Annotated in this window: 21 protein-coding genes and 7 tRNA genes; 25 read left to right on the top strand and 3 right to left on the bottom strand. The window is 54.0% G+C overall.

Features of this window, described 5'->3' with window-relative positions; translation table 11 throughout:
- Window positions 1–123: 123 nt before the first annotated feature.
- Window positions 124–2139 carry an N-acetylglucosamine-specific PTS transporter subunit IIBC gene (nagE, locus tag QNN88_RS12705; RefSeq protein WP_414240536.1) on the bottom strand — a complete coding sequence of 672 codons (2016 nt, stop codon included), beginning with the start codon at window positions 2137–2139 and terminating at the stop codon, window positions 124–126.
- A gap of 326 nt (window positions 2140–2465) precedes the next feature.
- Here nagE and nagB point away from each other — a divergent pair, with 326 nt between their 5' ends.
- The 12 genes from nagB (at window position 2466) to QNN88_RS12645 (ending at window position 9428) form a co-directional block, all read left to right on the top strand.
- Window positions 2466–3266 (top strand): glucosamine-6-phosphate deaminase, encoded by an 801-nt coding sequence (gene nagB, locus QNN88_RS12700; protein ID WP_043001402.1) that lies wholly within the window; start codon window positions 2466–2468, stop codon window positions 3264–3266.
- A 59-nt stretch (window positions 3267–3325) separates the two neighbouring features.
- Window positions 3326–4474, top strand: coding sequence for an N-acetylglucosamine-6-phosphate deacetylase (nagA, locus tag QNN88_RS12695; protein ID WP_414240535.1), 1149 nt, complete (start codon window positions 3326–3328; stop codon window positions 4472–4474).
- An 8-nt stretch (window positions 4475–4482) separates the two neighbouring features.
- Entirely contained in the window at window positions 4483–5703 is a 1221-nt protein-coding gene (gene nagC, locus QNN88_RS12690; protein WP_414240534.1) for a DNA-binding transcriptional regulator NagC, read from the top strand.
- Between the two features lie 46 nt (window positions 5704–5749).
- Window positions 5750–6502 carry a ribonucleotide monophosphatase NagD gene (nagD, locus tag QNN88_RS12685; protein ID WP_042320681.1) on the top strand — a complete coding sequence of 251 codons (753 nt, stop codon included), beginning with the start codon at window positions 5750–5752 and terminating at the stop codon, window positions 6500–6502.
- A 254-nt stretch (window positions 6503–6756) separates the two neighbouring features.
- A complete protein-coding gene (asnB, locus tag QNN88_RS12680) occupies window positions 6757–8421 on the top strand; it encodes an asparagine synthase B (protein ID WP_414240533.1) in 1665 nt (554 codons plus the stop codon).
- Between the two features lie 223 nt (window positions 8422–8644).
- Window positions 8645–8721: transfer RNA gene (locus QNN88_RS12675), tRNA-Met, on the top strand.
- Between the two features lie 8 nt (window positions 8722–8729).
- Window positions 8730–8814, top strand: a tRNA-Leu gene (locus QNN88_RS12670).
- A 101-nt stretch (window positions 8815–8915) separates the two neighbouring features.
- A tRNA-Gln gene (locus QNN88_RS12665) sits at window positions 8916–8990 on the top strand.
- A gap of 36 nt (window positions 8991–9026) precedes the next feature.
- A tRNA-Gln gene (locus tag QNN88_RS12660) sits at window positions 9027–9101 on the top strand.
- Between the two features lie 15 nt (window positions 9102–9116).
- Window positions 9117–9193, top strand: a tRNA-Met gene (locus QNN88_RS12655).
- 42 nt (window positions 9194–9235) lie between these two features.
- A tRNA-Gln gene (locus QNN88_RS12650) sits at window positions 9236–9310 on the top strand.
- A gap of 43 nt (window positions 9311–9353) precedes the next feature.
- A tRNA-Gln gene (locus QNN88_RS12645) sits at window positions 9354–9428 on the top strand.
- A 95-nt stretch (window positions 9429–9523) separates the two neighbouring features.
- Here the strand turns inward: QNN88_RS12645 and ubiF are convergent.
- Complete coding sequence (ubiF, locus tag QNN88_RS12640; RefSeq protein ID WP_414240532.1) at window positions 9524–10699, bottom strand: 3-demethoxyubiquinol 3-hydroxylase; 1176 nt, start codon at window positions 10697–10699, stop codon at window positions 9524–9526.
- A gap of 145 nt (window positions 10700–10844) precedes the next feature.
- Between ubiF and miaB the strand changes: the two genes are divergently transcribed.
- From miaB to rihA, 10 genes are all read left to right on the top strand, one after another.
- Window positions 10845–12269, top strand: coding sequence for a tRNA (N6-isopentenyl adenosine(37)-C2)-methylthiotransferase MiaB (miaB, locus tag QNN88_RS12635; protein ID WP_414240531.1), 1425 nt, complete (start codon window positions 10845–10847; stop codon window positions 12267–12269).
- A gap of 209 nt (window positions 12270–12478) precedes the next feature.
- A complete protein-coding gene (locus tag QNN88_RS12630; RefSeq protein WP_414240530.1) occupies window positions 12479–13528 on the top strand; it encodes a PhoH family protein in 1050 nt (349 codons plus the stop codon).
- Window positions 13525–13992: an rRNA maturation RNase YbeY gene (gene ybeY, locus QNN88_RS12625; protein ID WP_414240529.1), complete on the top strand. Its 468-nt coding sequence runs from the start codon at window positions 13525–13527 to the stop codon at window positions 13990–13992. The genes QNN88_RS12630 and ybeY overlap by 4 nt, the downstream gene beginning before the upstream one ends.
- Window positions 13993–14090: 98 nt before the next feature.
- Entirely contained in the window at window positions 14091–14969 is an 879-nt protein-coding gene (gene corC, locus QNN88_RS12620) for a CNNM family magnesium/cobalt transport protein CorC (RefSeq protein WP_414240528.1), read from the top strand.
- Between the two features lie 23 nt (window positions 14970–14992).
- Window positions 14993–16531 (top strand): apolipoprotein N-acyltransferase, encoded by a 1539-nt coding sequence (gene lnt / locus QNN88_RS12615; protein WP_414240527.1) that lies wholly within the window; start codon window positions 14993–14995, stop codon window positions 16529–16531.
- A 419-nt stretch (window positions 16532–16950) separates the two neighbouring features.
- Window positions 16951–17859, top strand: coding sequence for an amino acid ABC transporter substrate-binding protein (locus tag QNN88_RS12610; RefSeq protein ID WP_414240526.1), 909 nt, complete (start codon window positions 16951–16953; stop codon window positions 17857–17859).
- Between the two features lie 163 nt (window positions 17860–18022).
- Complete coding sequence (gene gltJ / locus QNN88_RS12605) at window positions 18023–18763, top strand: glutamate/aspartate ABC transporter permease GltJ (RefSeq protein WP_414240525.1); 741 nt, start codon at window positions 18023–18025, stop codon at window positions 18761–18763.
- On the top strand, window positions 18763–19437 hold the full coding sequence (gene gltK / locus QNN88_RS12600) for a glutamate/aspartate ABC transporter permease GltK (RefSeq protein WP_414240524.1): 675 nt from the start codon (window positions 18763–18765) through the stop codon (window positions 19435–19437). The genes gltJ and gltK overlap by 1 nt, the downstream gene beginning before the upstream one ends.
- Window positions 19437–20162, top strand: a complete 726-nt coding sequence (gene gltL, locus QNN88_RS12595; RefSeq protein ID WP_043001415.1) for a glutamate/aspartate ABC transporter ATP-binding protein GltL — start codon at window positions 19437–19439, stop codon at window positions 20160–20162. Before gltK ends, gltL begins: the two co-directional genes overlap by 1 nt.
- Before the next feature lie 116 nt (window positions 20163–20278).
- Complete coding sequence (gene rihA, locus QNN88_RS12590) at window positions 20279–21214, top strand: pyrimidine-specific ribonucleoside hydrolase RihA (RefSeq protein ID WP_414240523.1); 936 nt, start codon at window positions 20279–20281, stop codon at window positions 21212–21214.
- Window positions 21215–21304: 90 nt separating this feature from the next.
- On the opposite strand, the gene QNN88_RS12585 is transcribed toward rihA, so the two are convergent.
- Window positions 21305–21787: a zinc ribbon-containing protein gene (locus QNN88_RS12585; RefSeq protein ID WP_044266378.1), complete on the bottom strand. Its 483-nt coding sequence runs from the start codon at window positions 21785–21787 to the stop codon at window positions 21305–21307.
- Between the two features lie 235 nt (window positions 21788–22022).
- On the opposite strand from QNN88_RS12585, the gene leuS reads away from it, so the two are divergent.
- Genes leuS through holA form a run of 3 tightly spaced genes read left to right on the top strand, consistent with a single transcriptional unit; the run spans window position 22023 to window position 26241 of the window.
- The gene (leuS, locus tag QNN88_RS12580; protein ID WP_414240522.1) at window positions 22023–24605 is read left to right on the top strand and encodes a leucine--tRNA ligase; all 2583 of its coding nucleotides are present in this window, start codon (window positions 22023–22025) and stop codon (window positions 24603–24605) included.
- Window positions 24606–24619: 14 nt separating this feature from the next.
- Window positions 24620–25210, top strand: a complete 591-nt coding sequence (gene lptE / locus QNN88_RS12575) for an LPS assembly lipoprotein LptE (RefSeq protein WP_414240521.1) — start codon at window positions 24620–24622, stop codon at window positions 25208–25210.
- Entirely contained in the window at window positions 25210–26241 is a 1032-nt protein-coding gene (holA, locus tag QNN88_RS12570) for a DNA polymerase III subunit delta (RefSeq protein ID WP_414240520.1), read from the top strand. Before lptE ends, holA begins: the two co-directional genes overlap by 1 nt.

The raw sequence follows: 26241 nt of genomic DNA, 5'->3' as shown, positions 1-26241 counted from the left end.
ACCTTTAGTTACTGAAAAAGTGGCGTTGAAGAAAAATAGGAGGGAATTTGCTGCAAAAAAAAGCGGCGGAGGTTTTCCCCCGCCGCTTCAGGTTGCCGGATGGCGTCTTATGCCTTATCCAAACTACCCTTTGATCTCATACAGAGGCGTTTGACCGGCAACCACGTGCCCGTCGGCTTTAATCTCCAGGCCGCTGAAATCGTCGATATTACTGCACACCACTGGACTTATCATGGAGCGCGCATTCGCGTTCAGGTAATCCAGATCCATTTCCAGAATCGGCTGACCGGCTACCACTTCTGCGCCCTCTTCCACCAGACGCGTGAAGCCCTGGCCGTTCAGCGCAACGGTATCGATACCCATATGGACTACGATCTCCGCGCCCTTCTCAGTTTCCAGGCAGAACGCATGATTAGTGTTGAAGATTTTCACGATGGTGCCCGCAGCCGGAGAAACCACAGTTTTATCCGTTGGTTTTACCGCAACGCCATCACCCACCGCTTTGCTGGCAAACGCTTCGTCAGGCACCTGCTCCAGCGCAACGACATCACCCGTTACCGGAGAAACCAGTTCGGCAATGGTCACCGCATTCGGTACAGCCTGCGGTTTTGCCGTCGCCTGGGCAACAGGCGCTGCAGAGGCTTCAGCCGCCGCAACCGGACCGGTTGTTTTCATCGCGTTGGCGATTTTCTCAGCCACGAAACCGACGATAATCTGCACGCTTGTTTTGTTCAGACGAATGACACCAGAGGCACCCAGACGTTTCGCCAGGCCTTCATTCACCAGCGACGAGTCTTTTACGCTCAGACGCAGACGGGTGATGCAGGCGTCAATACCGGTGAGGTTATCAGAACCACCGATGGCGGCGATGTACTGACGCGCCAGGGCAGAAACGTCCTGCTCTTTATCGCTGCTTACATTGAGGTCCTGACCATCCGCTTCGCTGCCAGCCACAGCCAGTTCGCGACCCGGCGTCATCAGGTTGAATTTGGTGATAACGAAACGGAACACCACATAGTAGATGGCAAAGAACACCAGACCCTGTGGGATCAGCATCCACCACTGGGTCGCCAGCGGGTTACGGGAAGAAAGCACCATATCCACCAGACCTGCGCTGAAGCCGAAGCCAGCAATCCAATGCATGCTCGCCGCGATGAAAACGGAGATACCGGTCAGGACGGCGTGAATCACATACAGCACCGGCGCAACGAACATGAAGGAGAATTCCAGCGGTTCAGTGATGCCGGTAAAGAATGCCGCAAACGCACCGGCCATCATAATACCCAGCACTTTCGCTTTATTCTCAGGGCGCGCGCAGTGGTAAATAGCCAGCGCCGCACCCGGCAGACCAAACATCATGATCGGGAAGAAGCCCGCCTGATAACGACCGGTAATCCCGACAACCGCTTTACCCGCTTCAATAGACTGGGCGCCGCCGAGGAAGTTAGGAATGTCGTTGATACCCGCCACGTCAAACCAGAATACGGAGTTCAGCGCGTGGTGCAGCCCCACCGGAATCAGCAAGCGGTTGAAGAAGGCGTAGATCCCCGCACCTGCGGAGCCCAGCTTCTGGATGTGTTCACCGAAGTTAACCAGACCATCAAAAATCATTGGCCAGATATACATCATGATGAACGCCACGATGATCATCACAAATGAGGTGAGGATCGGCACCAGACGGCGCCCGCTGAAGAAGGACAGCGCTTTTGGCAGTTCGACGCTGCTAAAACGGTTGTACAGCTCAGCAGAGATAATACCGACAAGAATACCCACGAACTGGTTACTGATCTTACCGAAAGCGGCAGGAACCTGATCGGCAGGGATCTTCTGAATCATGGAGACCGCCGCCGGAGAACAGAGCGTGGTCAACACCAGGAAACCCACAAAACCGGTCAGCGCCGCAGCACCGTCTTTATCTTTGGACATACCGTAAGCCACACCGATAGCAAACAGCACGGACATGTTATCGATAATGGCGGAACCGGACTTAATGAAGAATGCCGCAAGCGCGTTATCTCCACCCCAACCTACCGGGTCGATCCAATAGCCGACCCCCATCAATATTGCCGCCGCAGGCAGCGTGGCGACCGGCACCATTAGCGCACGGCCGACCTTTTGCAGATAACCTAGAATACTCACTTTCTTCCCCCTTTGAGACCCCGTTAAGGCTCGCTTTAAGCTGTGTTTTTATTTTGTCACTAACTTATTGAAATACTTTTGTTGCTTTACTGGCATTCTGAGTGTGTAAAAATTTAATTCGTATCGCAAATTAAAAGCGTGTTTTTTGTGAGTTTAGTCACCAAATATCGTTATATTCACTCCCTTTTACTGGCTATGTGAGAAAACTTATTTTATCATTCAAAAAATCAAGACAGATTGACCCAACTGATGCATGCCAGGTTACGCTTTACCATGCACCGACGCGCAATCCGTCAACGGCTTACATTTACTTTCTGAGGTGAAGAATGAGACTGATTCCCCTGACTTCCGCTGAACAGGTCGGCAAATGGGCGGCACGCCATATCGTTAATCGCATTAATGCGTTCAAACCGACAGCCGATCGTCCGTTTGTGCTGGGTCTGCCGACAGGCGGCACTCCGCTGACAGCGTATAAAGCCTTAGTCGAAATGCACAAAGCGGGCCAGGTTAGCTTCAAACACGTCGTGACGTTCAACATGGACGAATATGTCGGTCTGCCAAAAGAACATCCGGAAAGCTACTACAGCTTTATGCATCGTAATTTCTTTGACCACGTTGATATTCCAGCAGAAAACATCAACCTGCTCAACGGCAACGCGCCGGATATCGACGCTGAATGCCGCCAGTATGAAGAAAAAATTCGTTCCTACGGTAAAATCCATCTGTTTATGGGCGGCGTCGGTAATGACGGTCATATCGCGTTTAACGAACCCGCTTCCTCTCTGGCGTCTCGTACCCGTATCAAAACCCTGACGCATGACACCCGTGTGGCAAACTCCCGTTTCTTTGACGGTGATGTCGATCAGGTTCCAAAGTACGCGCTGACCGTTGGTGTGGGCACCCTGCTGGATGCCGAAGAAGTGATGATTCTGGTGCTGGGTTCGCAGAAAGCGCAGGCATTGCAGGCCGCGGTTGAAGGCAACGTGAACCACATGTGGACCATCAGCTGTCTGCAACTGCATCCAAAAGCGGTTGTGGTGTGCGATGAGCCATCCACGATGGAGCTGAAGGTTAAGACGCTGAAGTATTTCAACGAATTAGAAGCTGAAAATATCAAAGGTCTGTAATGTAGTCTCCGCCCTGCCATCGCGTTCAGGGCGGCATTTTTTTGAAATCGGGGGTCGGAATGTATGCTTTAACCCAGGGCCGGATCTTTACCGGCCACGAAATTCTTGATGACCATGCGATTGTTGTCGCCAATGGCCTGATTGACCGCGTTTGCCCTGTGGCAGCACTGCCGCCAGAGATCGAACAACGTTCAGTAAGCGGGGCCATTCTTTCCCCCGGCTTTATCGATGTCCAGCTTAACGGCTGTGGCGGCGTACAGTTTAACGATACGGCAGAAGCCGTCACCGTTGAAACGCTGGAGATCATGCAGAAGGCCAACGAGAAATCGGGCTGCACCAACTACCTGCCTACGTTGATTACCACCAGCGACGATCTCATGAAGCAAGGTGTTCGCGTGATGCGTGAATATCTGGCGAAACATCCGAATCAGGCGCTGGGTCTGCACCTGGAAGGTCCCTGGCTGAACCTGGTGAAAAAAGGGACGCACAATCCGAGTTTTGTCCGTCAACCTGACGCTGCGCTGGTCGATTTCCTGTGCGATAATGCCGATGTTATCACTAAAGTTACGCTGGCACCGGAAATGGTCCCTGCCGAAGTCATCAGCAAGCTGGCAAATGCCGGGATTGTGGTCTCTGCGGGTCACTCAAACGCCACGCTGAAAGAAGCGAAAGCCGGGTTCCGTGCTGGCATCACTTTTGCCACGCACCTGTTCAATGCTATGCCCTATATTACCGGGCGCGAACCGGGTCTGGCAGGCGCAATCCTGGATGAAGCCGACATTTATTGCGGCGTGATAGCCGATGGCCTGCACGTTGATTTTGCCAACATCCGCAACGCCAAACGACTGAAAGGCGACAAACTGTGCCTGGTGACGGATGCAACTGCACCAGCAGGGGCAAATATTGAACAGTTCATTTTTGCTGGTAAAACAATATACTACCGCAATGGACTCTGTGTGGATGAGAATGGGACGCTAAGCGGTTCATCATTAACCATGATCGAAGGCGTGCGTAACCTGGTTGAACATTGCGGCATTGCGCTCGACGAAGTGCTGCGCATGGCGACCCTCTACCCTGCGCGCGCCATCGGTGTTGAGAAACACCTCGGCAGCATCGCAGCGGGTAAAGTGGCGAACCTGACCGCTTTCACACACGACTTTAAAATCATCAAGACCATCGTTAATGGTAACGAGGTCGTTACTGAGTAAGAGAAAGTATGACACCAGGCGGACAAGCTCAAATAGGTAATGTTGATCTCGTAAAACAGCTTAACAGCGCGGCCGTTTATCGCCTGATTGACCAGCATGGGCCAATCTCGCGCATCCAGATTGCCGAGCAAAGCCAGCTTGCCCCCGCCAGCGTAACCAAAATTACGCGTCAACTGATTGAACGCGGACTGATCAAAGAAGTTGATCAGCAGGCCTCCACCGGGGGCCGCCGCGCCATCTCTATCGTCACCGAAACCCGCAGTTTTCATGCCATTGGCGTGCGCCTTGGTCGCCATGACGCGACCATCACCCTGTTTGATCTCAGCAGCAAAGTGGTAGCAGAAGAACACTATCCACTGCCCGAGCGCACCCAGGAAACGCTGGAACATGCGTTACTCAAGGCCATTACCTCTTTTATTGACGGTAACCAACGCAAAATCCGCGAGTTGATTGCCATTTCGGTGATCCTGCCGGGTCTGGTCGATCCGGAAAGCGGCATGATTCACTACATGCCACACATCCAGGTAGAAAACTGGGGACTGGTCGACGCGCTGGAAAAACAGTTTCGCGTCACCTGCTTCGTCGGTCACGATATTCGTAGTCTGGCGCTGGCGGAGCACTACTTCGGTGCAAGCCAGGATTGCGAAGACTCCATTCTGGTGCGCGTCCACCGCGGTACGGGCGCCGGGATTATCTCTAACGGGCGAATTTTTATCGGTCGTAACGGTAACGTTGGCGAGATTGGACACATTCAGGTGGAACCGCTGGGCGAGCGCTGCCACTGCGGCAACTTCGGTTGTCTGGAAACCATAGCCGCCAACGCCGCCATCGAGCACCGCGTGCAGAATCTGCTTAAGCAAGGCTACCAGAGCCGCGTACCGCTGGATGACTGCACGATCAAAACTATCTGTAAGGCGGCCAATAAGGGCGACAGCCTGGCGTCAGAGGTCATTGAGCACGTCGGACGTCATCTGGGCAAAACCATTGCGATCGCTATCAACCTGTTTAATCCGCAAAAAATCGTAATTGCGGGCGAGATCACCGAAGCCGATAAAGTGCTATTACCCGCCATTGAAAGCTGCATTAACACGCAGGCGCTGAAGGCGTTTCGCACGAATTTGCCTGTGGTGCGTTCCACACTGGATCACCGCTCAGCCATCGGCGCCTTTGCGCTGGTAAAACGCGCCATGCTCAACGGTATTTTGCTCCAGCATTTGCTGGAAAACTGATGCGCTCTTATAGTATCGGATTATTAACACATCTCCTGGGTAGTTCATGACCATCAAGAATGTCATTTGTGATATCGACGGCGTGCTGATGCACGACAACGTCGCCGTACCAGGTGCGGCGGAATTTTTGACTGGCGTAATGGAAAAAGGCCTGCCGCTGGTGCTGCTGACCAATTACCCGTCGCAGACCGGCCAGGATCTGGCGAACCGTTTCGCGACCGCTGGCGTTAATGTGCCGGACAGCGTGTTTTATACCTCGGCAATGGCGACCGCCGATTTCCTGCGTCGTCAGGAAGGGAAAAAGGCATATGTGGTCGGCGAAGGCGCCTTGATCCACGAACTGTATAAAGCGGGTTTCACCATTACTGACGTGAACCCGGACTTCGTTATCGTCGGCGAAACCCGTTCCTACAACTGGGACATGATGCATAAGGCCGCTTACTTTGTGGCAAACGGTGCACGTTTTATTGCCACCAACCCGGACACCCATGGGCGCGGGTTTTATCCGGCCTGCGGCGCGCTCTGTGCCGGTATCGAAAAAATTTCCGGTCGTAAACCGTTTTACGTGGGTAAACCGAGTCCGTGGATTATCCGCGCGGCGCTCAACAAAATGCAGGCCCACTCAGAAGAGACCGTTATTGTGGGCGATAACCTGCGTACTGATATTCTTGCCGGCTTCCAGGCGGGGCTCGAAACCATCCTCGTGCTCTCCGGTGTTTCCACGCTGGATGATATCGACAGTATGCCGTTCCGCCCGAGCTGGATTTATCCCTCAGTCGCCGAAATCGACGTTATTTAAAACGAACCACGTCCCAGGACGTGGTTTTTCATTTTTGCCGCATGTAAAAATCAATCCATTCAACAAAAGCGGCAAAAAATTGATAATCCATCAATGAATACGCTCAATACGTAATCTTTTTTCACTAATCAACAATCACCATTGCGTTTTTTCTTTTTCAGACCGCAAACCCCTTGCGCCTCTTGTTCCTTTGCGGCATTTTCTTTAGCAAGCAAACACAAAAAGCATTACGCAACAGGTTAACGGAGAAGGTTATGTGTTCAATTTTCGGCGTATTCGATATTAAATCCGATGCAGGTGAACTGCGTAAAAAAGCACTTGAGCTGTCACGCCTGATGCGCCATCGCGGCCCGGACTGGTCCGGTATTTATGCCTGCGATAAAGCGATTCTGGCCCACGAACGTCTGTCAATTGTCGACGTCAACGCTGGCGCGCAGCCGCTTTATAACGAAAAGAAAACCCACGTACTGGCCGTCAACGGTGAAATCTACAACCACCAGGCGCTGCGTGCAGAATATGGCGATCGCTATGCGTTCCAGACCGGTTCTGACTGCGAAGTGATCCTCGCGCTGTATCAGGAAAAAGGCGTGGAATTTCTCGACGACCTGCAAGGGATGTTTGCCTTCGCACTGTACGACAGCGAACAGGATGCATATCTGATTGGACGCGACCATATCGGCATTATCCCGCTGTATATGGGTTACGACGAGTTCGGCAACCTCTACGTCGCCTCAGAAATGAAAGCGCTGGTGCCGGTTTGCCGGACCATTAAAGAGTTCCCGGCGGGAAGCTATCTATGGAGCAAAGATGGTGAAATCCGTCAGTACTATCAGCGTGACTGGTTCGATTATGACGCGGTAAAAGATAACGTTACCGACAAAAACGAACTGCGCCAGGCGCTGGAAGACTCTGTCAAAAGCCACCTGATGTCAGACGTGCCATACGGCGTGCTGCTCTCCGGCGGCCTGGACTCTTCCGTCATCTCGGCGATCACCAAAAAATTCGCCGCTCGTCGAGTGGAAGATGACGAACGTTCTGAAGCCTGGTGGCCGCAACTCCACTCCTTCGCCGTCGGACTGGAAGGATCCCCGGATCTGAAAGCCGCGCAGGAAGTGGCGAACCATCTGGGGACCGTACACCACGAAATTCACTTTACGGTACAGGAAGGACTGGACGCGATCCGCGACGTGATTTATCACATCGAAACCTATGACGTGACGACCATTCGCGCCTCGACGCCAATGTATTTAATGTCGCGTAAGATCAAAGCGATGGGCATTAAAATGGTCCTGTCCGGTGAAGGTTCTGACGAAGTGTTCGGCGGCTACCTCTATTTCCATAAGGCGCCAGACGCCAAAGAACTGCACGAAGAGACCGTACGTAAGCTACAGGCGTTGCATATGTTCGACTGTGCGCGTGCTAACAAAGCGATGTCGGCCTGGGGTGTGGAAGCGCGCGTCCCGTTCCTCGATAAAAAGTTCCTCGACGTGGCGATGCGTATCAACCCGGAAGATAAAATGTGCGGCAACGGTAAGATGGAAAAACATATCCTGCGTGAATGCTTTGAATCCTATCTGCCGGCAAGCGTCGCATGGCGTCAGAAAGAGCAGTTCTCCGACGGTGTGGGCTACAGCTGGATCGATACGTTAAAAGAGGTGGCCGCAGAGCAGGTTTCCGATCAGCAACTGGAAACTGCCCGCTTCCGCTTCCCGTACAACACGCCGTCTTCAAAAGAAGCCTATCTGTACCGCGAGATCTTTGAAGAACTGTTCCCGATACCAAGCGCGGCGGAATGCGTGCCGGGCGGTCCGTCCGTCGCCTGTTCTTCTGCTAAAGCAATCGAATGGGACGAAGCGTTCAAAACCATGAACGATCCATCCGGTCGCGCGGTGGGTGTTCACCAGTCCGCTTATCAATAAGCAAAGCGGATGAGAAAGGGCCTTTCGGGGCCCTTTTTTAATCCTGAAAAACGGTGCAGAAAGCGATTAATAACCAATAATTGCCGAATATTGCGCCACGCTGTTCGCAACCTAACCAAACAGTCACATTCCGGGCGTTTTCGATGAAAAAGGGGTTGACGCTTCAAGGCTCAATACGCATAATGCGCCCCGCAACGCCGATAAGGTAACGCGCGAAAAAAGAGGCTACGTAGCTCAGTTGGTTAGAGCACATCACTCATAATGATGGGGTCACAGGTTCGAATCCCGTCGTAGCCACCATCTTTTTTGCGGGAGTGGCGAAATTGGTAGACGCACCAGATTTAGGTTCTGGCGCCGCAAGGTGTGCGAGTTCAAGTCTCGCCTCCCGCACCATTCCCATAAAAGCGTTGCATGAATGGGGTGTATCCAGGCTGTAAGATAGCCACTAAGGCTAACAACAATGTAGTCTGAAGTCCTCTGTTCAGAAAATTTGTTGGGGTATCGCCAAGCGGTAAGGCACCGGTTTTTGATACCGGCATTCCCTGGTTCGAATCCAGGTACCCCAGCCATCTTTCTTCGAGTTTGCGGATCACCGCGACGGTTATTGGGGTATCGCCAAGCGGTAAGGCACCGGTTTTTGATACCGGCATTCCCTGGTTCGAATCCAGGTACCCCAGCCATCGAAGAAATACACTGGCTACGTAGCTCAGTTGGTTAGAGCACATCACTCATAATGATGGGGTCACAGGTTCGAATCCCGTCGTAGCCACCATATTCAGAACACGTTAGCTAAACGGGTTCAAAAGCAATTTGTTGGGGTATCGCCAAGCGGTAAGGCACCGGATTCTGATTCCGGCATTCCGAGGTTCGAATCCTCGTACCCCAGCCAAATTCATAGACGTTCGGTCCGTGAACACAAAAAGCACCACTACTGGGGTATCGCCAAGCGGTAAGGCACCGGATTCTGATTCCGGCATTCCGAGGTTCGAATCCTCGTACCCCAGCCACATCAGAAAAGCTCGCTTCGGCGAGCTTTTTGCTTTTCTACTCGCCCCCAGTGAACAGGCCTGACGAGCGTAGCGCCATCAGGCCTCCATCAACGCTACAGCCCTAACGCGTACTTCAACGCCTGACGCTTTAACACGCCTGCACGTTCTGCCGCCATCAGCCCAAGATTACGGATAATCCGCAGCGGCTGCAGGTCATTACTGAATCCGGCGTAGAACAAGTCCATCCCGCTTTGCATGATGAAGTTATCCGCCATACGTCGGGTCTGATAACGTTTCAGTACCGGCTGGCTCGCCCAGGACTCGCCATAACTACGGGCATTCACCAGCACATCGATGAGGGCATCCACATCGCGATACCCCAGGTTTACCCCCTGCCCGGCCAGCGGATGAATGGTGTGCGCCGCATCACCAACCAACGCCAGCCCCGGCTGCACGTATTGCAGGGCATGGCGTCGCGTCAGCGGAAACGCCCCTGCCGCGACGGGCATCACCTGGCCCAGACGCGTCGGGAAGTGTTTTGCGATCTCCACCTGCAGTTGCGCCATACTCAGCCCCTGCAACTGACGGATCCGCGCCGGTGAGTCATACCACACCAGCGACGCCCAGTTATCGAACAGTGGCAGAAAAGCGCGCGGGCCATCCGGGGTAAACTGCTGCCAGGTGCTGTCGCCAGGGTCGTTCTCACACTGTACGGTAATCAGCATGCAGGATTGCGCATACTGCCAGGCGTGAATGCCAATGCCGGCCATCTGGCGTACCTGTGAATTTGCCCCATCTGCGCCAATCACCAGTTTTGCGATGATTCGTTCGCCACCGGCCAGTTCCAGCTCATGACGTTCGTGATGGCGATGCAGCGCAATCAGCGAAGCCGGAACCCGCAGCGTCACTTTCGGATGCGCTTCCAGCGCCTGCCAGAGCGCCTGTTGCAGAACGTTGTTTTCAACCATATACCCGAGCAGCGGCAGCTTCAGTTCGCTGGCGTCAAACACCACGTGCGCGTTTTCCCACTCCCAGGTTTCCAGCCGCCGATAGGGATGACTGCGCATCCCTTGTACGACATCCCAGACGCCAAGCCCCTTCAGCAATGAAACCGAGGCGGCGCTGATCGCCGAAATACGCACGTCCGGCTGGCTGTGTGCTACAAACGGCGCAGGCGCAGCATGTTCAATCACCGTTACCGTGAAGCCGTGTTGTGCCAGCCCCAGCGCCAGTGCGCCACCGACCATTCCCCCGCCGACAATGGCAATTTCCGTTGGTTGATTTGTCATGGTCAATCATCCTGTTGCATGAATAAGACAAGTTTACAGGATTTTTTACCCCTTGAGGCTGATAACGGTCATACTGGTCACCAGGGCAGCAAAGCATTACACTATGCGCCCTGCAATTCAGCCACTATTTCGCAAGAGCAAGTCGATGACCAAAAAACTCCATATTAAAACCTGGGGCTGTCAGATGAACGAATACGATTCATCGAAGATGGCCGATCTGCTGGATGCCACTCACGGGTATCAACTGACCGATGTGGCGGAAGAAGCGGATGTGCTGCTGCTGAATACCTGCTCAATCCGCGAGAAGGCCCAGGAAAAGGTCTTCCACCAGTTAGGCCGCTGGAAGCTGTTAAAAGAGAAGAATCCCGATCTGATTATCGGCGTTGGCGGGTGTGTGGCATCTCAGGAAGGTGACCATATTCGGCAGCGCGCGCACTATGTCGACATTATCTTCGGGCCGCAAACGCTGCATCGCCTGCCGGAAATGATTAACTCCGTTCGCGGCAACCGTAGCCCGGTTGTCGACATCAGCTTCCCGGAGATCGAGAAGTTTGACCGCCTGCCGGAACCGCGTGCCGAAGGCCCGACCGCTTTCGTCTCCATTATGGAAGGCTGCAACAAGTATTGTACTTACTGCGTGGTGCCTTACACCCGCGGTGAAGAAGTCAGCCGTCCGTCTGATGACATTCTGTTTGAAATCGCCCAGCTTGCCGCTCAGGGCGTGCGTGAAGTCAACCTGCTTGGTCAGAACGTCAACGCCTGGCGTGGGCAAAACTACGACGGCACCACCGGTTCGTTCGCCGACCTGCTGCGTCTGGTTGCCGCCATTGACGGGATTGACCGCATCCGCTTCACCACCAGCCATCCTATCGAGTTCACCGACGACATCATTGATGTCTATCGTGACACGCCGGAGCTGGTGAGCTTCCTGCACCTGCCGGTACAGAGCGGTTCAGATCGTGTGCTAAACCTGATGGGGCGTACCCACACGGCGCTGGAATATAAAGCGATCATCCGTAAACTGCGTGCGGCGCGCCCGGACATTCAGATAAGCTCTGACTTTATTGTCGGATTCCCGGGTGAAACCACCCAGGACTTCGAGCAGACCATGAAGCTGATTGCTGACGTTAATTTCGACATGAGCTACAGTTTCATCTTCTCTGCGCGTCCAGGAACACCGGCCGCCGATATGGTCGATGACGTGCCGGAAGAAGAGAAAAAGCAGCGTCTGTATATTCTTCAGGATCGCATTAACCAGCAGGCGATGGCCTGGAGCCGTCGTATGCTCGGCACCGTCCAGCGTATTCTGGTAGAAGGTACGTCGCGTAAGAGCATCATGGAACTGTCTGGACGTACCGAAAATAACCGCGTGGTGAACTTCGAAGGCACGCCGGAGATGATCGGTAAATTTGTCGATGTGGAAATCACCGACGTCTGGACCAACTCCCTGCGCGGGAAAGTGGTGCGCACCGAAGACGAAATGGGTCTGCGCATTGCAGAAACCCCGGAATCGGTGATTGCGCGAACCCGTAAAGAGAACGAGACTGGCGTCGGATTCTGGCAGCCTTAATCCTACTCAAAAACGGACGACTTGCCCGATGGCGCTGCGCTTATCGGGCCTACAAAGACTCCCGGCCCGCTGTACAGGCGGGCCTTGTTATTCCCTTCTTTGCCCCCATCTTTATCGCAATGCTTGCGCCTTTACCCTGTGGCGTGAATAATTTCCTGACAGGCCGGTGAATGTTCATCTTCCGGCTCCCTATGCATAAGAGGAACAGTTTGAACACAGACACTCGCGAAATTACCCTTGAGCCCGCAGACAACGCCCGCCTGCTGAGCCTTTGCGGCCCGTTTGATGACAACATTAAACAGCTGGAACGCCGTCTCGGCATCGAGATTAACCGCCGTGACAACCACTTTAAACTGACCGGCCGCCCGATTTGCGTCACCGCCGCAGCGGATATCTTACGCAGTCTGTACGTCGATACCGCGCCGATGCGCGGACAGACGCAGGATATCGAACCGGAACAAATCCACCTCGCCATTAAAGAGGCACGCGTGCTTGAGCAAAGCGCCGAGAGTGTTCCCGAGTACGGCAAAGCGGTCAATATTAAAACCAAGCGTGGCGTGATTAAACCGCGTACGCCTAACCAGGCGCAGTACATCGCCAACATTCTCGACCATGACATCACCTTTGGCGTCGGTCCTGCGGGTACCGGGAAAACTTACCTCGCCGTTGCCGCCGCTGTGGATGCGCTTGAGCGCCAGGAAATCCGCCGTATTCTGCTGACCCGTCCGGCGGTCGAAGCCGGGGAAAAACTGGGCTTCCTGCCAGGCGATCTCAGCCAGAAAGTTGACCCGTATCTGCGCCCGCTGTATGACGCGCTGTTCGAAATGCTCGGCTTCGAGAAAGTTGAAAAGTTGATTGAGCGCAACGTGATTGAGGTAGCGCCGCTGGCTTATATGCGCGGACGTACGCTGAACGACGCCTTTATCATTCTTGATGAGAGCCAGAACACCACCATCGAACAGATGAAAATGTTCCTGACCCGTATCGGCTTTAACTCGAAGGCAGTGATTACCGGCGACGTTACGCAGATTGACCTGCCACGCAACATCAAATCTGGCCTGCGTCATGCTGTTGAGGTGCTGGCGGAAGTCGATGAAATCAGCTTTAACTTCTTCCACAGCGAAGACGTCGTGCGCCACCCGGTGGTTGCCCGCATCGTTAACGCCTATGAAGCCTGGGAAGAAGCGGAACAAAAACGTAAAGCCGAGCAGGCAGCTGAGCGCAAGCGTGAAGCTCAGGAACAACAGGAACAGAAATGAGTCAGGTGATCCTTGATTTGCAACTGGCGTGTGAGAACAACAGCGGTTTGCCAGAAGAAAGCCAGTTTCAGACCTGGTTGAATGCGGTTATTCCGCAATTTCAGGAAGAATCAGAAGTAACGATTCGCCTGGTGGACGAGGCCGAAAGCCACGACCTTAATCTGAACTATCGTGGGAAAGATAAGCCGACCAACGTGCTCTCTTTTCCCTTTGAAGCCCCGCCGGGGATTGAGTTGCCGCTGCTCGGTGATTTGATCATTTGCCGTCAGGTGGTTGAACAGGAAGCCCAGGAGCAAGGTAAGCCGCTGGATGCCCACTGGGCGCATATGGTCGTCCACGGCAGCCTGCATTTGCTGGGCTACGATCATATTGAAGACGACGAGGCAGAAGAGATGGAAGCCCTCGAGACAGAGATTATGCTTGCTCTGGGCTATGAGGATCCGTACATTGCCGAGAAGGAATAAGTGACCGGGCGAATGCCCGGTGGTTTCCGCTGACGCCATGCGCTGTGTTTGCGCGCATTGAGCTAGAGATTAACTAACAAGAGAACCCATACGACGCCATGAGCGACGACAATTCACACAGTAGTGACACGTTAAGCAGCAAGAAGGGATTTTTCTCCCTGTTACTGAGCCAACTTTTCCACGGTGAACCCAAAAACCGTGATGAATTGCTGGCGCTGATCCGTGATTCCGGGCAGAACGACCTTATCGATGAAGATACGCGTGACATGCTCGAAGGGGTGATGGACATTGCGGACCAGCGCGTTCGCGACATCATGATTCCCCGCTCTCAAATGATTACCCTGAAACGCAACCAGACGCTGGACGAATGCCTCGATGTAATTATCGAGTCCGCCCACTCGCGTTTTCCGGTGATCAGTGAGGATAAAGATCACATTGAAGGGATTCTGATGGCCAAGGATTTGCTGCCGTTTATGCGCAGCGATGCCGATGCCTTCAGCATGGAGAAAGTGTTACGCCAGGCCGTTGTCGTCCCGGAGAGCAAACGCGTTGACCGTATGCTCAAAGAGTTTCGCTCGCAGCGTTACCATATGGCTATCGTCATCGACGAATTTGGCGGTGTCTCCGGTCTGGTGACCATTGAAGACATCCTCGAACTGATCGTCGGTGAAATCGAAGATGAGTACGATGAAGAAGATGATATCGACTTCCGTCAACTCAGTCGCCACACCTGGACCATTCGTGCACTTGCGCCGATCGAAGACTTCAATGAAGCCTTCGGTACGAGTTTTAGCGACGAAGAAGTCGATACCATTGGGGGTCTGGTGATGCAGGCGTTTGGTCACCTGCCCGCACGTGGGGAAACCATTGATATCGATGGTTACCAGTTTAAAGTGGCAATGGCCGACAGCCGTCGTATTATTCAGGTTCACGTCAGAATTCCGGATGACTCCCCCCAGCCAAAACTGGACGAATAACACCGAACGGGAAGAAGAACTCAATGGCTTTTGCCTCATTAATTGAACGCCAGCGCATTCGCCTGCTGCTGGCGTTATTATTCGGTGCCTGCGGTACGCTGGCTTTTTCTCCTTATGACATCTGGCCCGCTGCAATTGTGTCGCTGATGGGCTTGCAGGCATTAACTCTGAATCGTCGCCCGCACCAGTCAGCCGCTATCGGCTACTTCTGGGGACTGGGACTTTTCGGTACGGGAATCAACTGGGTTTACGTCAGCATCGCGCAGTTTGGCGGGATGCCTGGCCCGGTGAACGTCTTCCTTGTCGTACTACTCGCTGCGTATCTTTCTCTGTATACCGGGCTGTTTGCCGGCGTGCTGTCACGTCTGTGGCCGAAAACTAACTGGCTGCGGGTTGCCGTTGCCGCGCCGGTGGTCTGGCAGATAACTGAATTTCTGCGCGGCTGGGTGCTGACCGGATTTCCGTGGCTGCAGTTTGGCTACAGTCAGATCGATGGCCCGCTGAAAGGACTGGCGCCGGTGATGGGCGTCGAAGCCATTAATTTCCTGCTGATGATGGTCAGCGGATTGCTGGTCCTCTCGCTGGTCAGCCGTAACTGGCGTCCGCTGGTGGTCGCCATCGTCCTGTTCGCACTCCCTTTCCCGCTGCGCTATATCCAGTGGTTCACCCTGGAGCCGGAAAGAACGACCCGGGTGTCGATGGTTCAGGGCGATATCCCTCAGTCGTTGAAATGGGACGAAGGCCAGCTGATGAATACGCTCAAGATCTATCTGGATGCAACGCAGCCCGAAATGGGAAAATCGCAGCTGATCATCTGGCCGGAATCCGCTATTCCGGATCTGGAAATCAACCAGCAGCGCTTTCTGAGCATGATGGACGATCTGTTGCGTTCGAAGAACAGCTCGCTGATTACCGGTATTGTCGATGCCCGACTGAACAAACAGAACCGCTACGATACCTACAACACCATCATTACACTGGGGAAAGATAATCCCTATCGCTATGACTCTACCAACCGCTACAACAAGAACCATCTGGTGCCGTTTGGTGAGTTTGTGCCGCTGGAATCCATTCTGCGCCCGTTAGCGCCGTTCTTTGACCTGCCGATGTCCTCGTTCAGCCGGGGTCCGTATATTCAACCGCAGTTGCATGCGCATGGTTTAGCGCTGACCGCCGCGATTTGCTACGAGATAATCCTGGGCGAACAGGTACGCGATAACTTCCGCCCGGATACAGACTTTCTGCTAACCATCTCCAACGATGCGTGGTTTGGTAAGTCGATTGGCCCGTGGCAGCATTTCCAGATGGCGCGGATGCGATCGCTGGAGCTGGCGCGCCCGCTGCTGCGCAGTACCAACAACGGTATTACGGCGGTGATTGGTCCGCAGGGTGAGATTCAGGCGATGATCCCGCAGTTTACGCGCCAGGTGTTGACCGCCGATGTGACGCCAGCGACAGGATTAACGCCCTACGCTCGCACCGGTAACTGGCCGCTGTGGCTCATTACCGCGCTGTTCGGTTTTGCCGCCGTGTTAATGAGTTTGCGTCAACGGCGCAGATAAAACAGTCCACCATCAAATACAGGCCGGATAAGGCGGTACGCCGCCATCCGGCGGTTGTGCCACATCGTGCCTGATGGCGCTACGCTTATCAGGCCAGCAAACCTCCCTCCCAAAAACCATTCTGGCACGTCTATTGCTTTGTAATTCAAGGTAAAGCTGTTTTACGTACCCGGTGCAACCTTGTCGCCCCAAAGCGGAACATCGCTAGCACCGAAACGGTGCAACGAGGGATTTTTGCCTCTAAACGGTGCGGCGCACTTCGCAAAAATAAACAATAACGCAGCAATATCTTTACATTAAGCCAGACTAAATGTTAACAAACAGGTAAAACACTGCACGCTTAAGTTGCAGGTGATAACAACACAGACACTCACAATAGGTATCACTGCGTCGACGGCGCAGACGATAAGGAGTTGGATATGCAATTACGTAAGCTAGCCACAGCAATGCTGGTTATGGGAATGTCAGCCGGTCTGGTACATGCTGAAGATGCGGCCCCTGCCGCAGGCAGCACGCTGGACAAGATCGCCAAAAACGGCGTCATCGTCGTTGGTCACCGTGAATCCTCCGTGCCGTTCTCCTATTACGACAATCAGCAGAAAGTGGTGGGTTATTCTCAGGATTACTCCAACGCCATCGTTGAAGCCGTGAAGAAAAAACTCAACAAGCCCGATCTGCAGGTGAAGCTGATCCCGATTACGTCGCAGAACCGTATTCCGCTGCTGCAAAACGGGACGTTCGACTTTGAGTGTGGTTCCACCACCAACAACCTTGAGCGCCAGAAGCAGGCCGCTTTCTCTGACACCATCTTTGTCGTCGGCACCCGTCTGCTGGCGAAAAAAGGCGGCGACATTAAAGACTTCCCGGACCTGAAAGGCAAAGCGGTTGTTGTGACCTCTGGTACCACCTCTGAAATTCTGCTGCATAAGCTGAATGACGAGCAAAAAATGGATATGCGTATCATCAGCGCTAAAGACCACGGTGACTCTTTCCGTACTCTGGAAAGCGGTCGCGCCGTTGCCTTTATGATGGATGACGCCCTGCTGGCCGGTGAGCGCGCGAAGGCGAAGAAACCGGATAACTGGGAAATCGTCGGCAAACCACAGTCTCAGGAAGCTTACGGTTGCATGCTGCGTAAGAACGATCCTGAATTCAAAAAGCTGATGGATGACACCATCGCCCAGGCGCAGACCTCAGGCGAAGCCACGAAATGGTTTGATAAGTGGTTCAAAAATCCGATCCCACCGAAAAACCTGAACATGAACTTCGAACTGTCAGACGAGATGAAAGCGCTGTTCAAAGAACCGAATGATAAAGCACTCAACTAACAAAAATGAAATGGGGCGGGGACTCCTTGCCCTCACGATTGCTATGCAGCACGGACAGACTATATGCCTGATGGTCGTTCCCCATCAGGCCTGAAAACCGAAGTACGCTGGATAACAATCTTCGAGGGTAGCGCTGCTACCCTTATTTTTTCGGAGTAGATGTATGTCAATAGACTGGAACTGGGGCATTTTTTTACAACAGGCCCCATTCGGCAACACCACCTATCTCGGCTGGCTCTGGAGTGGTTTCCAGGTTACCGTCGCACTATCCATCACCGCCTGGATCATTGCCTTCCTGGTCGGTTCTTTGTTCGGCATTTTACGCACCGTCCCAAACCGCTTTCTTTCCGGGATCGGTACGCTTTATGTTGAGCTGTTTCGCAACGTTCCGCTGATCGTCCAGTTCTTTACCTGGTATCTGGTTATACCTGAACTGTTGCCAGAAAATCTTGGCATGTGGTTTAAGGCGGAGCTGGATCCGAACATTCAGTTCTTCCTCTCATCCATGCTTTGCCTTGGACTGTTCACCGCCGCCCGCGTCTGCGAACAGGTTCGAGCCGCCATTCAGTCACTGCCGCGTGGGCAAAAAAACGCGGCGCTGGCAATGGGGTTGACCCTGCCGCAGGCGTACCGCTACGTGCTGTTGCCTAACGCCTATCGTGTGATCGTCCCGCCGATGACCTCTGAGATGATGAACCTGGTGAAAAACTCCGCCATCGCCTCCACCATCGGTCTGGTCGATATGGCCGCACAGGCCGGGAAGCTGCTGGATTACTCGGCGCATGCCTGGGAATCGTTTACCGCCATTACCCTGGCGTACGTGTTGATTAATGCCTTCATCATGCTGGTGATGAGTCTGGTGGAACGTAAAATCCGCCTGCCTGGCAATCTGGGAGGCAAATAATGTACGAATTCGACTGGAGTTCTATTGTCCCTTCCCTGCCGTATCTGCTGGATGGGCTACTCATTACGCTGAAAATTACTGTCACCGCGGTGGTTATCGGTATTGTCTGGGGCACGATTCTTGCCGTTATGCGCCTTTCCAGCTTCGCGCCTGTCGCCTGGTTTGCAAAAGCGTATGTTAACGTCTTCCGTTCCATCCCACTGGTGATGGTATTGCTGTGGTTCTACCTGATTGTGCCTGGCTTCTTGCAGGATGTACTGGGGCTGTCGCCGAAAGCCGATATTCGCCTGATTTCAGCGATGGTCGCGTTTTCGATGTTTGAAGCAGCCTATTACTCCGAGATTATCCGTGCGGGTATCCAGAGCATTTCCCGCGGACAGTCAAGCGCGGCGCTGGCATTGGGGATGACCCACTGGCAGTCCATGAAGCTCATCATTTTGCCGCAGGCGTTTCGCGCGATGGTGCCGCTGCTGCTGACGCAGGGCATCGTCCTGTTCCAGGATACGTCTCTGGTGTACGTCTTAAGCCTCGCGGATTTCTTCCGCACCGCGTCTACGATTGGCGAGCGTGATGGTACACAGGTCGAAATGATCCTGTTTGCCGGTGCCGTTTACTTTGTTATCAGCCTGAGCGCGTCGTTGTTGGTCAGCTATTTGAAGAAAAGGACAGTTTAATGATTACCCTGAAAAATGTTTCTAAATGGTATGGTCACTTTCAGGTGCTGACCGACTGCTCCACGGAAGTGAAAAAAGGTGAAGTGGTGGTCGTCTGCGGCCCATCAGGTTCCGGAAAGTCGACGCTGATCAAAACCGTTAACGGCCTGGAGCCGGTGCAAAAAGGTGAAATCACCGTGAACGGCATTATGGTCAACGACAAAAAAACCGACCTGGCGAAGTTACGTTCACGCGTCGGGATGGTGTTCCAGCACTTTGAGCTGTTCCCGCATCTGTCGATTATCGAAAACCTGACCCTGGCGCAGGTGAAAGTGCTTAAACGAGATAAAGCCCCGGCACGCGAAAAAGCGCAGAAGTTGCTGGAGCGCGTAGGCCTTGCCGCACATGCCAATAAATATCCGGCACAGCTTTCCGGCGGCCAGCAGCAGCGTGTGGCGATCGCCCGCGCGCTGTGTATGGACCCTATCGCCATGCTGTTCGATGAACCTACTTCGGCGCTTGATCCGGAAATGATCAACGAAGTGCTGGACGTTATGGTTGAACTGGCCAACGAAGGCATGACCATGATGGTGGTGACCCATGAAATGGGCTTTGCCCGCAAAGTGGCGAATCGGGTGATCTTTATGGATGAAGGGAAAATCGTTGAGGACTCACCGAAAGAAGAGTTCTTTGCCAACCCGAAATCCGAACGCGCAAAAGACTTCCTCGCCAAAATCCTGCATTAATCTTTTCGGCGCGCATGTCAGAGTGCGCGCCATCTCACGCTTTCTTGCCTCGCTCCTCGAATCATTTTCACCCCAGCGTTACCCTTGCCACAAAGTAGCATTCATAAGGAGCAACAATGGCACTGCCAATAATCATAGATTGCGACCCGGGTCATGATGACGCTATCGCACTGGTTCTCGCCCTCGCCTCACCGGAACTTGACGTTAAAGCCATCACCTCCTCCGCCGGCAACCAGACACCCAATAAAACGCTGCGCAACGTATTGCGAATGTTAACGCTGCTGAACCGTACGGACATTCCAGTGGCGGGCGGCGCGCCCAGGCCCTTGATGCGTGAGCTGATCATTGCCGATAACGTCCACGGCGAAAGCGGACTGGATGGCCCGGCGCTACCGGAACCCGCCTTTGCGCCACAGCCATGTACTGCCGTTGAGCTGATGGCAAAGACGCTGCGCGAAAGCGCACAACCGGTCACCCTTGTCTCAACCGGACCGCAAACCAACGTCGCGCTGTTGCTGAACAGCCATCCTGAACTGCATGACAACATCGCCCGCATCGTGATCATGGGCGGCGCAATGGGACTGGGGAACTGGACGCCTGTCGCCGAATTCAATATCTATGTCGACCCTGAAGCCGCAGAAATCGTCTTCCAGTCAGGGATTCCGGTGGTGATGGCCGGTCTGGACGTCACGCATAAAGCGCAAATTCATGTCGAAGATACCGAACGCTTCCGCGCCATTGGTAACCCGATTTCCACGATCGTTGCCGAGCTACTCGATTTCTTCCTTGAGTATCACAAAGACGAAAAATGGGGATTTACCGGCGCACCACTGCACGATCCGTGCACCATCGCCTGGCTGTTGAAACCTGAACTGTTTACCACTGTTGAACGCTGGGTCGGTGTGGAAACGCAGGGGAAATACACCCAGGGAATGACCGTGGTGGACTATTACTTCCTGACGGGCAATAAACCTAATGCCACCGTGATGGTGGATGTCGATCGTCAGGGATTTGTCGATCTGCTGGCAGAACGGCTGAAGTTTTACGCGTGATCAATGCCGGATGATGCTGACGCTTATCCGACCTACATAATCAGTCACCGTAGGCCTGATAAGATGCGTCAGCATCGTCATCAGGCTATATTACGGCTCAAATGGTCGGCGCTGGAACTGGTCGTGTCCGCATTTTGGGCAGAGTGGCAACACATCCGGCGTATACACCGCTAAGTGGAAATGGCACTTCTCGCAGACCAGATTGCCCAACCCCACCACTTCCCCGCTGTGATATACCCCGTGATGACTTAGATCCTGAAACACCTCACGCCATTCGAGCTGCGTTTTGTCCGTGATATCCGCCAGCTCCTGCCACAGGCTCTCTTTAATTACCCGCATAAAGACGCTGTCGGACTCCTCCTCCAGGCTCTCTTCGTAGCTGAGGGCAAATTCCTCCAGGTCACGTCGGACCGCGCGGATCAGTTCGTCCACTTCGGTTCGCGTTAACTCCCCGGCCTGCAAAACCCGCTGCCGCGCCTGTTCCACTAGCGCATCGATATCACGCTCGCCATTTCGCAGACGTTCACTTAATGACGCCACCAGTTCACGGTAATATTGAGCAACCTTGTTCATCGTTTCGCCTCCTGGGTCGTTAACTGTCTATAATAATAGACGTTATTTGGGTTGCGCTTTGCAAGACTGTCCACAGAGTATGTAAATTCGTGCAAGGATTACCGTTGCGTGAATTCGAACCTGAATGCGCGAAAGGCTGTTTTGACGCAGGCGTTTGGGCTATGCTATGCGGATCTGAAACACCACATCGAAAGCTACGTTTGTAGCTGTATTGAAAACAGGACCACTGGCTGCCATGCAAGAGCAATACCGCCCGGAAGAGATAGAATCCAAAGTACAGCTTCACTGGGATGAGAAGCGCACATTTGAAGTTACCGAAGACGAGAGCAAAGAGAAGTATTACTGCCTGTCTATGCTTCCCTATCCTTCTGGTCGACTACACATGGGCCACGTACGTAACTACACCATCGGTGACGTGATTGCGCGTTATCAGCGCATGCTGGGTAAAAACGTGCTGCAGCCTATCGGCTGGGACGCCTTCGGCCTGCCTGCGGAAGGCGCGGCGGTGAAAAACAATACCGCGCCGGCACCGTGGACCTACGATAATATCGCCTACATGAAGAACCAGCTCAAAATGCTGGGCTTTGGTTATGACTGGAGCCGCGAGCTGGCGACCTGTACCCCGGAATACTATCGCTGGGAGCAGAAATTCTTCACCGAACTGTACAAAAAAGGTCTGGTCTACAAGAAGACCTCCGCGGTCAACTGGTGCCCAAACGATCAGACCGTACTGGCGAACGAACAGGTTATCGACGGCTGCTGCTGGCGCTGCGACACCAAAGTTGAGCGTAAAGAGATCCCGCAGTGGTTTATTAAAATCACTGCCTATGCTGATGAGCTTCTCAATGATCTGGATAAGCTGGATCACTGGCCTGACACCGTGAAAACGATGCAGCGCAACTGGATTGGCCGTTCTGAGGGCGTGGAAATCACCTTCAACGTGAACGGTTATGACAACACGCTGACCGTCTACACCACCCGCCCGGACACCTTTATGGGCGCCACCTACCTGGCGGTTGCCGCCGGTCACCCGCTGGCGCAGAAAGCGGCTGAAAATAACCCTGCACTGGCAGCCTTTATCGACGAATGCCGCAACACCAAAGTGGCCGAAGCCGACATGGCGACCATGGAGAAAAAAGGCGTCGATACCGGCTTTAAAGCGGTTCACCCGCTGACCGGCGAAACGATCCCGGTCTGGGCGGCTAACTTTGTGCTGATGGAATACGGCACCGGCGCGGTCATGGCCGTACCGGGTCACGATCAGCGCGACTACGAATTTGCCACCAAATATGGCTTAACCATTAAGCCGGTTATCCTGGCAGCCGATGGTTCAGAGCCGGATCTTTCCGAACAGGCGATGACCGATAAAGGCGTGCTGTTTAACTCCGGCGAATTTGACGGTCTGGCCTTCGACGCGGCCTTCAACGCCATTGCCGATAAGCTTGCCGCCAAAGGCGTGGGCGAGCGTAAGATCAACTACCGTCTGCGCGACTGGGGCGTTTCCCGTCAGCGTTACTGGGGCGCGCCGATCCCGATGGTCACCCTGGAAGATGGCACCGTACTGCCAACGCCGGAAGATCAACTGCCGGTGATCCTGCCGGAAGATGTCGTGATGGACGGCATTACCAGCCCGATCAAAGCCGATCCTGAGTGGGCGAAAACCACGGTTAACAGTCAGCCTGCGCTGCGCGAAACTGACACTTTCGACACCTTTATGGAGTCATCCTGGTACTACGCGCGTTACACCTGCCCGCAGTATCAGGAAGGGATGCTGGATTCCAAAGCTGCTAACTACTGGCTGCCAGTCGATATTTACATTGGCGGTATCGAACATGCCATCATGCACCTGCTCTACTTCCGCTTCTTCCACAAACTGATGCGCGATGCCGGGATGGTGAACTCTGACGAGCCGGCAAAACAGCTGCTGTGTCAGGGGATGGTACTGGCCGATGCGTTCTACTATGTGGGCGAAAACGGCGAGCGTAACTGGGTTTCCCCGGTGGATGCAATCGTTGAGCGCGACGAGAAAGGCCGTATCGTGAAGGCGAAGGACGCGGCAGGCCATGAGCTGGTGTATACCGGCATGAGCAAAATGTCCAAGTCGAAAAACAACGGTATTGACCCGCAGGTGATGGTTGAGCGTTACGGCGCGGATACCGTGCGTCTGTTTATGATGTTCGCCTCTCCGGCGGATATGACGCTGGAATGGCAGGAGTCCGGCGTAGAAGGCGCTAACCGCTTCCTGAAACGCGTCTGGAAACTGGTCTACGAACACACTTCCCGTGGTGATGTTGCGCCGCTGAACGTTGACGCGCTGACAGAAGATCAGAAAGCGCTGCGCCGTGATGTGCACAAGACTATCGCCAAAGTGACCGATGATATCGGCCGCCGTCAGACCTTCAACACCGCGATCGCGGCGGTTATGGAGCTGATGAACAAGCTGGCGAAAGCCCCGCAGAATGACGAGCAGGATCGCGCGCTGATGCAGGAAGCGCTGCTGGCGGTAGTGCGAATGCTTAACCCGTTCACCCCACACGTCTGCTTTACGCTGTGGCAGGCGCTGAAAGGCGAAGGCGACATCGACAACGCGCCATGGCCGGTCGCGGACGACGCCGCAATGGTCGAAGACTCCACGCTGGTCGTGGTGCAGGTTAACGGCAAAGTGCGTGGCAAAATCACCGTTCCGGTGAATGCGACAGAAGAACAGGTGCGCGAACGTGCGGGTCAGGAACATCTGGTCGCAAAATATCTTGATGGCGTTACCGTGCGTAAAGTGATTTACGTACCGGGTAAACTCCTCAATCTGGTCGTTGGCTAAGCGCGGGAGGAAGCGTGCGATATCTGGCAACATTGTTGTTATCTCTGGCGGTGTTAACCACCGCCGGATGTGGCTGGCACCTGCGCAATACCACGCAGGTTCCGGACACCATGAAAACCATGATCCTCGACACGGGGGATCCGAATGGTCCGTTAAGCCGTGCGGTGCGTAACCAACTGCGTCTGAATGACATTGAGCTACTGGATAAGAGTACGCTGCGTAAAGACGTGCCGTCTCTGCGTCTGGGCCGGGTCAGCATTTCGAAAGATACCGCGTCTGTCTTCCAGAATGGTCAGACAGCGGAATATCAGATGATTATGACGGTCAGTGCCTCTGTGTTGATTCCTGGTCACGATATTTATCCTATCAGCGTCCGGGTGTTCCGTTCGTTCTTCGACAACCCGCAGATGGCGCTGGCGAAGGATAACGAGCAGGATATGATCATCAAAGAAATGTACGACAGAGCGGCGGAGCAACTCATTCGTAAGCTGCCAAGCGTCCATGCTGCGGAGCGTCGCTCATCGCAAGAAGAGGTTGCCGTTGACGATAAAGAAGCGGCTCCCGCTTCCTCTTCAACGCGTGTCTCCAGCACGCTGGGTAACTGATGATTCGGTTGTACCCTGAACAACTTCGCGCGCAACTCTCTGAAGGGTTGCGCGCGGCGTATCTGCTCCTCGGAAACGACCCGCTGTTGTTGCAGGAAGGCCAGGATGCCATCCGTCAGGTTGCGGCAACTCAGGGGTTCGACGAACACCACGCGTTTACTCTCGACAACAATACCGACTGGAACGCATTGTTCTCACAATGCCAGGCGATGAGCCTGTTCGCCAGCCGTCAGACGCTGTTGTTGCTACTGCCCGAAAATGGCCCGAATGCCGCGATAAATGAACAACTGGCAACGCTGGTTCAGTTGCTGCATGACGATCTGCTGCTGATCGTGCGTGGTAACAAGCTCAGCAAAGCCCAGGAAAATGCCGCGTGGTTTAAAGCGCTGACCGATCGAAGCGTACAGGTCAGTTGCCAGACGCCGGAGCAGGCGCAACTCCCCCGTTGGGTGGCGGCGCGCGCAAAGCAAAATAATTTGCAACTGGATGACGCAGCAAATCAACTGTTGTGCTATTGCTATGAAGGTAACCTGCTGGCGCTGGCGCAGGCGCTGGAGCGTTTATCGTTACTTTGGCCCGACGGTAAGCTCACGCTGCCTCGCGTTGAGCAGGCGGTTAACGACGCCGCTCACTTTACCCCTTTTCATTGGGTTGATGCGCTGGTGATGGGCAAAAGTAAGCGCGCACTGCACATTCTTCAACAATTACGCCTGGAAGGCAGCGAACCGGTGATTCTGCTGCGTACCCTGCAACGCGAGTTGTTGCTGCTGGTTACGCTGAAACGCCAGTCGGCCCACGCCCCGCTGCGCACGCTTTTTGATAAGCATCGCGTCTGGCAAAACCGGCGAGGCATGATCGGCGACGCGCTGAACCGGCTCACTCCGGCGCAGTTACGTCAGGCGGTAAAATTACTGACACGTACAGAATTAACGCTGAAGCAGGACTATGGTCAGTCGGTCTGGGCGGAGCTTGAAGGGCTCTCACTGCTGATTTGCCACAAAGCGCTGGCTGAAGTTTTTATTGATGGCTGA

This window comes from Citrobacter sp. ANG330, from assembly GCF_047467925.1.
Lineage (GTDB): Bacteria > Pseudomonadota > Gammaproteobacteria > Enterobacterales > Enterobacteriaceae > Citrobacter_A > Citrobacter_A amalonaticus_G.
Note: the sequence above shows the minus strand (reverse complement) of the source record. Positions and strands in the feature narration are given on the sequence as shown.

Bases quoted from the DNA above. Each gene is read 5' to 3' on its own strand.
- nagB (WP_043001402.1), top strand. From the start codon at position 2,466: ATGAGACTGATTCCCCTGACTTCCGCTGAACAGGTCGGCAAATGGGCG.
- nagA (WP_414240535.1), top strand. From the start codon at position 3,326: ATGTATGCTTTAACCCAGGGCCGGATCTTTACCGGCCACGAAATTCTT.
- nagC (WP_414240534.1), top strand. From the start codon at position 4,483: ATGACACCAGGCGGACAAGCTCAAATAGGTAATGTTGATCTCGTAAAA.
- nagD (WP_042320681.1), top strand. From the start codon at position 5,750: ATGACCATCAAGAATGTCATTTGTGATATCGACGGCGTGCTGATGCAC.
- asnB (WP_414240533.1), top strand. From the start codon at position 6,757: ATGTGTTCAATTTTCGGCGTATTCGATATTAAATCCGATGCAGGTGAA.
- ubiF (WP_414240532.1), bottom strand. From the start codon at position 10,699: ATGACAAATCAACCAACGGAAATTGCCATTGTCGGCGGGGGAATGGTC.
- miaB (WP_414240531.1), top strand. From the start codon at position 10,845: ATGACCAAAAAACTCCATATTAAAACCTGGGGCTGTCAGATGAACGAA.
- ybeY (WP_414240529.1), top strand. From the start codon at position 13,525: ATGAGTCAGGTGATCCTTGATTTGCAACTGGCGTGTGAGAACAACAGC.
- corC (WP_414240528.1), top strand. From the start codon at position 14,091: ATGAGCGACGACAATTCACACAGTAGTGACACGTTAAGCAGCAAGAAG.
- lnt (WP_414240527.1), top strand. From the start codon at position 14,993: ATGGCTTTTGCCTCATTAATTGAACGCCAGCGCATTCGCCTGCTGCTG.
- QNN88_RS12610 (WP_414240526.1), top strand. From the start codon at position 16,951: ATGCAATTACGTAAGCTAGCCACAGCAATGCTGGTTATGGGAATGTCA.
- gltJ (WP_414240525.1), top strand. From the start codon at position 18,023: ATGTCAATAGACTGGAACTGGGGCATTTTTTTACAACAGGCCCCATTC.
- gltK (WP_414240524.1), top strand. From the start codon at position 18,763: ATGTACGAATTCGACTGGAGTTCTATTGTCCCTTCCCTGCCGTATCTG.
- gltL (WP_043001415.1), top strand. From the start codon at position 19,437: ATGATTACCCTGAAAAATGTTTCTAAATGGTATGGTCACTTTCAGGTG.
- rihA (WP_414240523.1), top strand. From the start codon at position 20,279: ATGGCACTGCCAATAATCATAGATTGCGACCCGGGTCATGATGACGCT.
- QNN88_RS12585 (WP_044266378.1), bottom strand. From the start codon at position 21,787: ATGAACAAGGTTGCTCAATATTACCGTGAACTGGTGGCGTCATTAAGT.
- leuS (WP_414240522.1), top strand. From the start codon at position 22,023: ATGCAAGAGCAATACCGCCCGGAAGAGATAGAATCCAAAGTACAGCTT.
- holA (WP_414240520.1), top strand. From the start codon at position 25,210: ATGATTCGGTTGTACCCTGAACAACTTCGCGCGCAACTCTCTGAAGGG.